This is a genomic window from Actinomycetospora sp. NBC_00405 (assembly GCF_036044095.1).
In the GTDB taxonomy this organism is placed as follows: Bacteria; Actinomycetota; Actinomycetes; order Mycobacteriales; family Pseudonocardiaceae; genus Actinomycetospora; species Actinomycetospora callitridis.
On the sequence record NZ_CP107938.1, the window covers coordinates 4,063,103 to 4,075,107 of the forward strand.

Annotated in this window: 13 protein-coding genes; 8 read left to right on the top strand and 5 right to left on the bottom strand. The window is 75.4% G+C overall.

The window, feature by feature from the left end; translation table 11 throughout:
- Entirely contained in the window at positions 1-1,947 is a 1,947-nt protein-coding gene (pknB, locus tag OG774_RS20040) for a Stk1 family PASTA domain-containing Ser/Thr kinase (RefSeq protein WP_328303642.1), read from the top strand.
- Here the strand turns inward: pknB and OG774_RS20045 are convergent.
- A complete protein-coding gene (locus OG774_RS20045; protein ID WP_328303644.1) occupies positions 1,944-2,594 on the bottom strand; it encodes an aminodeoxychorismate/anthranilate synthase component II in 651 nt (216 codons plus the stop codon). The two genes, pknB and OG774_RS20045, sit on opposite strands and share 4 nt — an antisense overlap.
- Before the next feature lie 78 nt (positions 2,595-2,672).
- Between OG774_RS20045 and crgA the strand changes: the two genes are divergently transcribed.
- Both crgA and OG774_RS20055 read left to right on the top strand, forming a co-directional pair.
- Positions 2,673-2,927, top strand: a complete 255-nt coding sequence (gene crgA / locus OG774_RS20050; RefSeq protein WP_116708157.1) for a cell division protein CrgA — start codon at positions 2,673-2,675, stop codon at positions 2,925-2,927.
- Positions 2,928-2,982: 55 nt separating this feature from the next.
- On the top strand, positions 2,983-3,531 hold the full coding sequence (locus tag OG774_RS20055) for a PH domain-containing protein (protein WP_328303649.1): 549 nt from the start codon (positions 2,983-2,985) through the stop codon (positions 3,529-3,531).
- Here OG774_RS20055 and OG774_RS20060 read toward each other — a convergent pair.
- Entirely contained in the window at positions 3,445-4,332 is an 888-nt protein-coding gene (locus tag OG774_RS20060) for a rhomboid family intramembrane serine protease (RefSeq protein WP_328303652.1), read from the bottom strand. The two genes, OG774_RS20055 and OG774_RS20060, sit on opposite strands and share 87 nt — an antisense overlap.
- A 22-nt stretch (positions 4,333-4,354) precedes the next feature.
- A complete protein-coding gene (locus tag OG774_RS20065; RefSeq protein ID WP_328303654.1) occupies positions 4,355-4,879 on the bottom strand; it encodes a peptidylprolyl isomerase in 525 nt (174 codons plus the stop codon).
- A gap of 133 nt (positions 4,880-5,012) precedes the next feature.
- Between OG774_RS20065 and OG774_RS20070 the strand changes: the two genes are divergently transcribed.
- Positions 5,013-5,804: a hypothetical protein gene (locus tag OG774_RS20070; protein ID WP_328303656.1), complete on the top strand. Its 792-nt coding sequence runs from the start codon at positions 5,013-5,015 to the stop codon at positions 5,802-5,804.
- An 87-nt stretch (positions 5,805-5,891) separates the two neighbouring features.
- On the opposite strand, the gene OG774_RS20075 is transcribed toward OG774_RS20070, so the two are convergent.
- Both OG774_RS20075 and OG774_RS20080 read right to left on the bottom strand, forming a co-directional pair.
- A complete protein-coding gene (locus OG774_RS20075) occupies positions 5,892-7,304 on the bottom strand; it encodes an alpha/beta hydrolase (RefSeq protein WP_328303658.1) in 1,413 nt (470 codons plus the stop codon).
- Positions 7,301-7,597 carry a hypothetical protein gene (locus OG774_RS20080; protein ID WP_328303660.1) on the bottom strand — a complete coding sequence of 99 codons (297 nt, stop codon included), beginning with the start codon at positions 7,595-7,597 and terminating at the stop codon, positions 7,301-7,303. Before OG774_RS20080 ends, OG774_RS20075 begins: the two co-directional genes overlap by 4 nt.
- A 99-nt stretch (positions 7,598-7,696) precedes the next feature.
- Between OG774_RS20080 and mug the strand changes: the two genes are divergently transcribed.
- The 4 genes from mug to pepE all read left to right on the top strand — a co-directional run bounded on the left by mug (position 7,697) and on the right by pepE (position 12,002).
- The gene (gene mug, locus OG774_RS20085) at positions 7,697-8,254 is read left to right on the top strand and encodes a G/U mismatch-specific DNA glycosylase (protein WP_328303662.1); all 558 of its coding nucleotides are present in this window, start codon (positions 7,697-7,699) and stop codon (positions 8,252-8,254) included.
- A gap of 29 nt (positions 8,255-8,283) precedes the next feature.
- On the top strand, positions 8,284-9,267 hold the full coding sequence (locus tag OG774_RS20090; protein WP_328303664.1) for an NADPH:quinone reductase: 984 nt from the start codon (positions 8,284-8,286) through the stop codon (positions 9,265-9,267).
- Between the two features lie 91 nt (positions 9,268-9,358).
- Positions 9,359-11,113 carry a GMC family oxidoreductase gene (locus OG774_RS20095; protein ID WP_328303666.1) on the top strand — a complete coding sequence of 585 codons (1,755 nt, stop codon included), beginning with the start codon at positions 9,359-9,361 and terminating at the stop codon, positions 11,111-11,113.
- A 175-nt stretch (positions 11,114-11,288) separates the two neighbouring features.
- On the top strand, positions 11,289-12,002 hold the full coding sequence (pepE, locus tag OG774_RS20100; RefSeq protein ID WP_328303668.1) for a dipeptidase PepE: 714 nt from the start codon (positions 11,289-11,291) through the stop codon (positions 12,000-12,002).
- Positions 12,003-12,005: the final 3 nt, after the last annotated feature.

Consider the following 12,005-nt stretch of genomic DNA (forward strand, 5'->3'; position numbering starts at 1 on the left):
ATGACCACCCCGCGGCTGCTGTCCGAGCGCTACGAGCTCGGCCCGGCGCTCGGCTACGGCGGGATGTCCGAGGTGCACGGCGGGCGCGACGTCCGCCTGGGCCGGGACGTGGCCATCAAGGTCCTGCGCGCCGACCTCGCGCGCGACCCCCAGTTCCAGATCCGCTTCCGCCGCGAGGCCCAGAACGCGGCGGCGCTGAACCACCCGGCGATCGTCGCGGTCTACGACACCGGCGAGGCGCCCTCCGACGACGTCCCGCTGCCCTACATCGTCATGGAGTACGTGGCGGGCCGGACGCTGCGCGACATCGTCAGGGCCGAGGGCCCCATGGAGCCCTCCCGCGTCTGCGAGGTCCTCGCCGACGTCTGCGCGGCCCTGGACTTCTCCCACCGGCACGGGATCATCCACCGCGACGTGAAACCGGCCAACATCATGATCACGCCTGCCGGCGCGGTCAAGGTGATGGACTTCGGCATCGCGCGCGCGCTCTCCGACGCCCAGCCCGCCGTCACCCAGACCGCCGCGGTGATCGGCACGGCCCAGTACCTCTCCCCCGAGCAGGCCCGCGGGGAGTCGGTCGACGCCCGCTCCGACGTGTACGCCACCGGCTGCGTGCTCTTCGAGCTGCTCACCGGCCGGCCGCCGTTCACCGGCGATAGCCCGGTCGCGATCGCGTACCAGCACGTGCGGGAGGACCCGCCGGCCCCGTCGGAGATCAACCCGCGGGTGCCGCCGGAGCTCGACGCGATGACGCTGAAGTCCCTGGCCAAGAACCCGGCGAACCGCTACCAGAGCGCCGACGAGATGCGCGAGGACTTCTACCGCGTCCTCAACGGCGAGCGCCCCGGTGCGCCGATGGTGATGACGGCCGAGGAGCACACCGAGTACATGACCGGGAGCCACCCGGTCGCGCCGTACGACGGCGGCTACGGCGGCCGTGACGACGAGGTCGACGAGTTCGAGCAGTGGCAGGCCGAGCAGTCGGAGGCCCGGCGCAAGCGGGGCCGCCGGCGGGCGATCGCGTTCACCGCGGTGCTCGTGCTGCTCGCCGCCCTCGCGGGCGCGTACTTCCTGTTCGCGCCGTCGGCCAACACGATCGCGGTGCCGACCGTCGTCGGCCAGCCGCAGGCCGCGGCGCTGCAGTCGCTGTCCACCGCGGGGCTGCGCCCGACCGTCGTCCCGGTCGCGTCGCCGCCGAACCAGGTCGGCCAGGTGATCACCACCAACCCCACCGAGGGCATCGAGGTCGCGCCGGGCAGCGTCGTCGAGCTCCGCGTCGGACGCGGGCCCGACCCCGTCCAGGTCCCCGACCTGCAGGGCCAGACCGCCAACGAGGCCCAGGCGACCGTCCAACGGCTCGGTCTGAGCCTCGCCCCGGTGCCGCAGCAGCGCGAGGTCGACGACGAGAACCAGGTCGGCCGTGTGCTCTCCCAGGAACCGGCGGCCGGGCAGTTCCTCACCCCGGGCACCCCGGTGCTGCTGACGATCGGCCGGCAGCGCGAAACGTTGCGCGTGCCCGACGTCGTCGGTCAGGACCGGCAGACGGCGACGACGACCCTCGAGGGCGTCGGGCTCCGGGTGACCGTCTCCGAGGTCGACGACAGCAGACCGGCCGGCACGGTCACCGACACCTCGCCGGGCGCCGGCGCCACCGTGTCGCGCAACTCGAGCGTCACGCTCGAGGTCTCGCGCGGGAACACGGTGTCCGTGCCGTCGGTCGTCGGCCAGACGCCGTCGGAGGCCGCGCAGACCCTGTCGCAGGCCGGCTTCAACGGCTCGATCTCCCAGACCTCGCAACAGGTGTCCGACCAGTCCCAGGTCGGCAAGATCCTGAGCCAGAACCCCACCGCGGGCAGCGAGGCCGAGGCCGGCGCCACGATCCAGGTGGTCGTCGGCTCCAGGGGCAGCGACGGCGGCTTCGGCGGCGGGCTCTTCCCCGGGAACTAGGCGGGCGGGGCGGCGGCGAGGGCCAGCGCGCGCAGGCCCTCGGTGAGGTCGTGCACGATCCCGTCGTCGACGGGGTGGCCGCAGGCGTCCATCCACGTGGCGAGCAGCCGGTGGCCGTCCTCGGTGAGCACCGACTCGGGGTGGAACTGCACGCCCTCGAGCGGGAGCTCGCGGTGGCGCATGGCCATGAGCACCCCGTCCTCGGTCCAGCCCGTCGGCTCCAGCTCGGCGGGCAGCGTGTCGGGCCGCACCGTCAGCGAGTGGTAGCGCGTGGCGGTGAAGGGGGTGCGCAGGCCCGCGAGCACGCCGGCGCCCTCGTGGTGCACCAGCGACGTCTTGCCGTGCCGCAGCTCCGGGGCGCGCTCGACGACGGCGCCGTGCACCGCACCCAACGCCTGGTGGCCCAGGCAGACCCCGAGGACGGGGCGGGCGACGGCGGCGCAGCGCCGGATGACGTCGTTGCTCGCGCCCGCGTCGTCGGGGGTGCCGGGACCGGGGCTGACCAGCACGCCGTCCACCTCGTCGACGAGGTCGACCACGCTGTCGGCGTCGTTGCGCAGCACCACCGGGTCGGCGCCGAGCTGTGCGAGGTACTGGACGAGGTTGTAGACGAAGCTGTCGTAGTTGTCGACGACCAGGACGCGCATACCCCGAGCGTACGGCCCCGGGAGGCAGGGCCGGGTGCACTAGACTGCGGTGAGCAATCCCGCCCGATCGGAGCCGACGTGCCCAAGTCCAAGGTCCGCCGCAAGCCGGCCTACACCCCGCCGCCGAAGGCCGGGCCCGCCCCCGCAGGCCCGTCGCACCCGGCGTACGTCGTGGTCATGCTCGGCGTCGGCCTGCTCGGGCTGGCGTGGCTGGTGGTCAACTACCTCGCCTCCGAGTCGATCCCCTTCATGCAGGACCTCGGGCCCTGGAACTTCCTCATCGGCTTCGGGCTCATCGTGGTCTCGCTGCTGATGACCATGAAGTGGCGCTGAACCACACCGCTGTGATTCGTCCACCGCTGTGGACACGCCCTGTGGACAAGTCGTCGTGAGCGAGCCCTCGCAGTGGGCGGCCCCGTGGGCCGCGGTCGTCATGGGCGCCGTGGCCGCGCTCGGGCTCGGGGCGTGGGCCGTCGCGGCGACGGATCCGCCGGGTCGCCTGCTCGTCGGGCTCGCCGCCCTCGCGGTCCTGGCCGTCACGGCCGTCGGCGCGATCGCCCGGCCCCGGCTGCGGGTCGACGACGCGGGCCTCGCGCTGCGCGGGATCACCGGCACCCGACGGTGGCCGTGGGAGCACATCGACGCCGTGCGCGTCGTGCGGATGCGACGGATGGGCCTGCCGGCGGCCTACCTCGAGGTGGAGGCGCGCGACGGCGGCCCGGACGCCGAGCCCACCGACCGGCTGCTCGTGCTCGGCCGCCTCGAGCTCGGCACCGACCCGGTGGACGTCGCCGAGTCGCTGCAGCGCCACCGCGCCCGCGCGGGACGCCGGGCGGCGGGCCGGCCCGATCTAGAGGGTGAGCACCCGGAGGACGTCCAGGACGACGAGCACGGCGGCGATCCCCCCGACGGCCCAGAGCCCGGCCCGCGGGTCTGACCGCGCCGGGCCGTGCACCAGCGCGGCGGCGACGAGCAGGCCGGTGACGAGCCCGCCGAGGTGCCCGAGCACCGACAGCCCCGGGATCGTGAAGGTCAGCACGACGTTCAGCCCGATGGTCAGCAGCGCGGGCGTCGGCGAGAGCTGGAGTCGGCGCAGCACCACGACGAGCGCGCCCATCAGGCCGAACACCGCTCCGGAGGCGCCGGCGACGGGCCGGTCGGGGTCACCGAACAGCATGATCACCGTGGATCCGCCGAGCAGCGAGACCCCGTAGAGCAGCGCGTACCGCAGCCGGCCGAGGACGAGCTCGAGGTCCCGGCCCAGCACCCACAGCGCGAACATGTTGACCGCGACGTGCAGCGGACCGATGTGCAGGAAGCCCGCGGTCACCAGCCGCCACCACTGCCCGGCGGCGACGTCGGCGGGCACGAGCCAGGTCGCCTCGACCCACGGCGACGTGTAGTTCGCCCACGCGCTGCCCGCCGAGAGGGCCGTCAGCACGAAAACGACGACGTTGACGGCGACGAGGGTGATCGTCACGACCGGCGTCGCGTCCGGACGGGCGCGCCCGCCACCGACGGTGCGCGGGGCCCGGGTCGTGCGGGCGGCCTCCGCGACGCAGTCGACGCAGTGCGCGCCGACCGGCGCCGGGCGCAGGCAGTCCGGGCACGCCGGCCGCCCGCACCGGGTGCAGGCCAGCGCGGTGGGCCGGTCGGGGTGCCGCACGCAGTGCGGCGCCGCGTCCGGCCCCGCCGTGGGCCGGGATCCCGGGGATCCCGGGGGTCCCGGCGTGGTCACGGCGTCCTCACGCCCGAGCTCCTCAGGCGATCTCGATCGAGGTGATGACGATGTCCTGCACCGGACGGTCGCCGGGGCCGGTCGCGGTGGCCGCGATCGAGTCGACGACGTCGCGCGAGGACTGGTCGGCCACCTCGCCGAAGATCGTGTGCTTGCGGTTGAGCCAGGTCGTCGGCGCCACCGTGATGAAGAACTGCGAGCCGTTGGTGCCGGGCCCCGCGTTGGCCATCGCCAGCAGGTAGGGCCGATCGAAGCGCAGGTCGGGGTGGAACTCGTCGGCGAACTTGTAGCCGGGCCCGCCGCGGCCGGTGCCCGTGGGGTCACCGGTCTGCAGCATGAAGCCCGCGATGACGCGGTGGAAGATGGTCCCGTCGTAGAACGGTCCGGAGCTGCCACCCTTGGCGTTGGGCTCGCTGTACGACTGCTCGCCGGTGGCCAGGCCCGTGAAGTTCGCGACGGTCTGGGGCGCCTCGTTGGGGAACAGCCGCACGGTGATGTCCCCGTTGGAGGTGTGCAGCGTTGCGGTCGGGGTGTCGGCGGAGGTCACGGGCCCATCGTGCCACTAGGACTGTGAGGACCTTCGAATGGAGTAGCGGGTGTGACGTCCCGGCGGGTCGGGCACCTGCACAAGTGGGGCCGGGGCATCATGGCCGCCCCACCGACGAGTGAGGTGACGTTTCTTGAGCAGCAAGACACTGATCGGCGCCAGGGAGGACCTGGACGATCTGCGCAAGGAGGGCCGCAAGGCCCGGAAGAAGGCCGAGAAGCGCGCCCAGAAGGCCGCTGACCAGGCCCGCAAGGACCGCGAGAAGGCTCGCAAGCAGGGCCAGAAGAAGCGCGCCGAGGTCCGCAAGGACGTCCGCAACGCCGCCGACGAGGCCCGTCAGCGGGTGCTCGACGCCCGCGCCGAGGCCCGCCAGCGTGCCGAGGAGGCGCAGGAGGAGGCCCGCAAGCGCGCCCAGGAGGCCCGCGCGGAGACCCGCAAGCGCGCCAACAAGGCCGCGAAGGACGCCCGCAAGCAGGCCCAGGCCTACGCCAAGGACGCCCGCAAGCGCCTCGAGAAGTCGGCCGTGCCGACCTCGGCGGACGAGCTGCGCGACCTCGGCGACACCGTGCGCGGCCAGCTCGAGGACGGCCTGACCACGGCGCGCAAGGAGCTCGCGGCCCGCATCGAGCCCGAGGAGCCCAAGAAGAGTCGCCGCTGGGGCCTCTGGCTCGTCGTGCTCGCCGTGCTCGGCGCCGGCATCGCGGTCGTGGCCACGCGCCGCGAGCCGGAGCTGCCGCCCCCGCCGCCGCCGGCCCCGCGCCCCAAGCCGGCCACGTCGGCCGGCCCGGTCTCCGGTGCGACGCCCACGTCGCCCGCCGCGAGCGCCCAGGAGATCCCGACCCACACCGCCACCGACGCGGTGAGCGGCACCAGCCCGAACGGCGCGGTGTCCTCCGACAAGCCCGCCACGGGCGGCAAGGACTAACCCGCCCCCCGCAGCACGCTCGTCGGCACGGCCCGTCCTCGGTCCTCCCCGGACCGGGGACGGGCCGTCGGCGTGCGCGCACCCGGCTCACCCGCCCACCAGGCGACGCAACCGGTCCCCGGCGCCGACCCCCCGGTCGAGGACCGCGTCCTGCTGTCGACCACCCACCACCGCGGCCACGTTCGCCGCGCTCGTGGTGCCCGGCGTGAGGTAGGCGCCGTGGCCGCGTGACTCGGCGAGCACCCGCCCGTCCGGCAGCACCACCTCGCGCGCCGAGAGCCCCGTGACGCCCGGCATGCGATTGGGGTCCGGGCCGAACCACGCGGTGTCCGCGACCGGGTCACCCGCGGCCTCCACCACCCACGCGTGCCCCGGCGGGCGTCCCGGCACCTCCCCGACCCCCGGGCTGCCGAGGAACACGACGTCGTCGACGCCGTCGGCGGCTCCCGGCGCCACGGCGGCGGCGGTGACCACCGAGCCGTATGAGTGCCCGATCGCCGTCACGTGGGCCTCGCGCCCCGGCCGGGCGGCGTCGAGGCCGTCGAGGAACGACGCAAGCCTCGGGGCGCCCTCGCCGGCGGGCGCCCGGCCGAGCACCGACCGGTCGGGATCGGCCACCTCGTGCGCCTGTGGCGCGTCGTAGCCGTACCAGGCCACCGCCGCGGTGCCTGGCCCCGCCGCGGCGGCCAGCACGTCCAGCTCTCCGAGACGGCGGGGCAGCTCGTCCACGCCGGTGGTGAAGCCGGCCGTGAACACCCCGACGTGGGCGGCCGCGTCGACGTCGCCGCGCGCGACGGCGGCGCGGACACCCGACCCGGCGTCGGCCCGGGGGTCGACCTCGAGGTCCAGCAACGTCCGGCCCGGCGGGTCGACCGCGGCGGCGACTGCCCCCAGCCGCGCGAGCCGCGCCCGCACCTCGTACAGCTCCCACCCGATCGACGCGAGCTCCACCGGGTCGGCCGTGCGCACGAGCCGGTCCCGCACGGCCTGCTCCTCGCGCCGCGCGTCCTCCTGGGCACCGGCGAGCAGCACGCGGTTGGCGCGGTCCCGGACCGCGGCCGGGAGCCCGTCGAGGCCGCCGACCAGCGACGGGCGCTCGCGCTCGAGGACCGCCCGGGCGTCGGGGTCGAGTCCCGCCCACCACCGGGCGACCTCGCCGGGATCGGGCCCGCGGGTTCCCGTCACGCCGCCCGGCGGCGGGCCCGCGGGCGTGTGTCCGGCGCCGTCGAGGGCCCCGGCGAGCGCGGCGTCCACCGCGGCAGGCGCCGCCCCGCCGGCCAGGGCCACAGCCGCGGTCCCGAGCGCGGCGAGCACGCCGTCGACGTCGGCGAGCAGCGCGGCGTGGCGCTCCCGCAGCGACGTCCGCGAGCCGGTGGCCGCGCCCGCCGCCGCGCCTCGCCACCCGGGCACCGGCCCCGCCAGCACCTCGCCGGCCCGGGCCAGCGCCGCCCGCGCGGCGGCGAGCCGCGCCGCCGCGGCGCCGGGCAGGGTCGTGGTCACGGCGCAGCGAGGACGGCCGCCGCGTCCCCGTCACCCGCCGCGTAGGCCTCGCCCGCCGCGGCCAGCGCCTCGCCGTGGGCCACGACGTCGGCGCTCCACAGCGCGACCGCGACCTCCCAGCGGTCGGCGAGCGCCGCGGCCGCCGGCCCCGCCCGTCCCCCGGGGAGGACCTCCGTGCCCCGCACCGCCCCGGCCGTCGCCGTGACGGGGACGGCGAGCGCCGCCGTGACGCACGCCCGTCCCGCTCCCAGCAGCTCCTCGGGCCGCACCACCGGCCCGTCCTGTTCGTCCACACCGGTTCCGACGCACGGCAGCCGCGGGCGGATCCGGGGCCTGCGCGACCTGGGGACGCATCCGGGCGATGGGGACGGCGGGCGGCGATACTCGTGCGCGTGCCCGTCCCCACGCCCGCGGAACTGGAGGCGGCCCGGACCCGCCTCCTGCCCGACGTCCTGCCCGGCCCCGACGACCCGCCCCTGCGGGTGCTCTTCTGCGGCATCAACCCCGGCCTCGTGTCCGCGGCCACCGGGCACCACTTCGCCCGCCCCGGCAACCGCTTCTGGCCTGCGCTCCACGCCGGCGGCTTCACCCCGCGCCTGCTCGCCCCGTCCGAGCAGGGGCTGCTGCCGTCGCTCGGCCTGGGCATCACCAACGTGGCGCCGCGGGCCACGGCGCGGGCCGACGAGCTCGACGACGCCGAGCTGGTCGCGGGCGGCGAACGGCTGCGCGCCCTGGTCGCGGAGGTCCGTCCGGCCTGGCTCGCCGTCGTCGGGATCGGGGCCTACCGCGTCGCGTTCGGCGAGCGCCGCGCCGTCGCGGGGCGCCAGGAGCGCACGCTCGGCCCGACGGGGCTGTGGGTGCTGCCCAACCCCAGCGGCCTCAACGCCCACCACACGCCGGCGACCCTGGCCGTGGCCTTCGGCGCACTGCACGAGGCGGCGGCCGGATAGCGCGGGCGGTTCCGGGGCACAGGCCCGTCATGAAGGCTGCGATCTACCGCCGCACCGGTCCGGCCGCCGAGGTGCTCTCGGTCGAGGACGTCGAGACCCCCGAGCCCGGCCCCGGCGAGGTCCGGGTCCGCATCACCGGCTCCGGGGTGAACCCCACGGACTGGAAGACCCGCGCGGGCCTCACCGGGCAGGAGCCCCAGGACTTCCAGATCCCGCACCAGGACGGCGTCGGTGTGGTCGACGCGGTCGGCGAGGGCGTGGAATCCCCGGCCGTCGGCGAGCGCGTATGGCTCTTCCTGAGCGCCTTCGGCAACCGCTACGGCACCGCCGCCGAGTACTCCGTGCTGCCCGTCGCGCACGTCCGCCCGCTGCCCGGGGACGCGCCGGACGAGCTGGGCGCCTGCCTCGGCGTGCCGGCCGTGACCGCGGCGCACTGCCTGCTCGTCGGCGGCAGCGGTGATCGCGCGGCCCTCGTCGGCCGGACCGTGCTGGTCGCGGGTGGGGCCGGGGCGGTCGGGCACTACGCGATCGAGCTGGCCAAGCACGCCGGCGCCCGCGTCGTCACCACGGTGAGCTCGGACGAGAAGGGCGAGCTGGCCCGCGCGGCCGGCGCCGACCTCGTCGTCAACTACCGCGAGCCGAACGCCGTCGACCAGGTGAAGGGCTTCACCGACCACGTCGACCGCATCGTCGAGGTCGCCCTCGGCGCCAACCTCGGGCTGGACCTCGCGGTGGCCGGGGCGGGCACGGTCATCGCGGTGTACGCCAACGAGCCGGAGGACCCGGTGATCCCGACCCGGCGATTCATGGTCGCCAACGCCTCGATCAGCTACGTGCTGCTCTACGGCGTGCCGGACGACCAGCTGCGCGCCGCCGTCGCCTGGACCGCCGACGCCGCCGGCACCGGCGCGCTCTCGCCGCTGCCGATCACCCGCTACGGCCTGGGCGACATCGTCGCCGCGCACGAGGCCGTGGAGAACGGGGCGGTGGGGAAGGTCCTCGTCGTGCCCTAGCCGTTCCTGGCCGTTCCCCGACGGCGTGACGAGCAGGACACCGTGTACCTGTGACCTTCTTTCACAGCTACCGGCGGGTTACCTTCCCGGGATGCCACCACGTCAGGAGGAGCACCCCTCCGATCCCTACGACGTGCTCGTCGTCGGATCCGGCTTCGGCGGCAGCGTCACGGCGCTGCGGCTCGCCGAGAAGGGTTACAGGGTCGGCGTCCTCGAGGCGGGCCGCCGGTTCACGCCCGAGACGCTGCCGAGGACGTCGTGGGACATCCGCAACTTCCTGTGGGCGCCGCGCCTGGGCTGCTACGGCATCCAGCGCATCCACGTGCTGCGCGACGTGCTCGTGCTCGCCGGTGCGGGCGTCGGCGGCGGCTCGCTGAACTACGCCAACACGCTCTACCGGCCGAAGAGCGACGCCTTCTACCGCGACCCGCAGTGGGCGTCGATGACCGACTGGCGCGACGAGCTGGACGCGTTCTACGACCAGGCGACCCGCATGCTCGGCGTCGTCACGCAGCCGTCGGTGACGCCGTCGGACGTCGTCATGCGCCAGGTCGCGGAGGAGCGCGGGCGGGGCGACACGGTCAGCCCGACGCAGGTCGGCGTGTACTTCGGTGAGGGCCCGGGCGTGACGTCGCCCGACCCGTTCTTCGGCGGCGCGGGGCCCGCGCGCACCGGTTGCCTGGAGTGCGGCGAGTGCATGACCGGCTGCCGCCACGGCGCCAAGAACACCCTCGAGACCAACTACCTCGCGCTGGCCGAGCAGGCGGGCGCGACGGTGCACCCGGAGACGACGGTGCGCACGGTCCGCCCGACCGCTGACGGGTACGCCGTCGAGACCCGGGCGACACCCTATCGGCGTGCTGGTCTGACGCGGGGCCGGACGACCTACCGCGCCGAGCACGTCGTGTTCGCCGCGGGCACCTGGGGCACGCAGACGCTGCTGCACCGCCTGCGCGACACCGGCGTGCTGCCGCGCATCTCGCGGAAGCTCGGCGAGCTGACGCGCACCAACTCCGAGGCGCTCGTCGGGGCGATGGCCCGGCGGGCCCCGGAGCGCGGCGGGCCCCGCGACTTCACCCGCGGCGTCGCGATCACGTCGTCCTGGCACCCCGACGAGGACACGCACATCGAGCCCTGCAGGTACGGCTACGGCAGCAACGCCATGGGCCTGCTGACGACGCTGATGACCGACGGCGGCGGGCGGGTGCCGCGCGCGCTGCGGCTGCTCGGCGCGATCGCCCGGCACCCGCGCACGTTCGCCCGCTCGCTGGACAAGCGGCACTGGTCGGAGCGCACGGTGATCGCGCTGGTCATGCAGTCGCTCGACAACTCGATCACCGTCCGGCGCCGCTTCGGCCGGCTCGTCTCGCGCCAGGGCCACGGCACCCCGAACCCGACGTGGATCCCGGCCGCCAACGACACCGTCCGGCGGATCGCCGAGATCATCGACGGCGACCCCGGCGGCACCTGGGGCGAGGCGGTCGACATGCCGATGACCGCGCACTTCATCGGCGGCTGCCCGATCGGCCCGTCCCCGGAGACCGGGGTGATCGACGGGTTCCAGCGGCTCTACGGGCACCCCGGCCTGCACGTCGTCGACGGCTCGGCGCTCTCGGCGAACCTGGGCGTGAACCCGTCGCTGACCATCACCGCCCAGGCCGAGCGCGCCATGGCGTTCTGGCCGAACAAGGGCGAGCGCGACCCGCGCCCGGAGCTCGGCACGCCCTACAGCCGCGTGGAGCCGGTGGCGCCGCAGAATCCCGTCGTGCCGCCCGACGCCCCGGGCGCCCTGCGCCTCGTGCCGCTGGGCACCCCCGCCGTCCCACCCCGGGCGCCGGTGTCCTGAGCGAGTGTCAGCCTGGGGGCCATGCTGACGTCAGATGTCAGGAAAGCCCCCACGATCTTGGTGGGGCCGCCGAGTCTCGAGCTGGTGGAAAAGCTGACGTCCAACGTCAGCATGGCCCCCACGCTGACACCACCCCGTGCGTCGGCCCGGCGCGGGGAGCGGCCAGGATCGCGGCGTGCCCGCCGACGTCCTCCTGTTCTCCAACTCCCGCCCGCCCGGCGCCGAGGTCCCGTTCGCGCACGCCGCCGAGCCCCTGCGCCGGCACCTGGGCGACCGGGTCGTGTGGTTCCTGCCCTGGGCCGGCCACGACCTCGACGCCTACACGGGCTTCGTCGGCGACGCCCTGCGCGAGGTCCTCGGCCCCCTCGACGTCCGCGGCCTGCACGCGGAGCCCGATCCCGCGGCGACGATCCGCGACGCCGACCCGGACTGCGAGACGGTGTTCGGCGGGGGCGGCAACACGTTCCGGCTGCGGCGCCGGGTCGGTGACAACGGCGTCCTCGCCGCCCTGCGCGACCGGCCCGACCTGCGCTACGCGGGCGCCAGCGCCGGCTCCAACCTCGCCTGCCCGACGATCATGACGACGAACGACATGCCGATCGTCGACCCGGGCGGGCTCGACGCCCTGGGCCGCATCCCGGTCCAGATCAACCCGCACTACCTCGACCCCGACCCGCACTCGACGCACCGCGGCGAGGCCCGCGAGGAACGCCTCCACGAGTTCCACGAGGAGAACGCCGTCACCGTCGTCGGCCTGCGCGAGGGCGCGTGGCTGCACGGGACCGACACCGGCCTGACCCTCGACGGCTACACCGCCCGGCTCTTCCGCCGCGGCCACGAGCCCGCGGAGCTCGCGATGGGTACCGACCTCACATGGCTGACCGCCTGACCG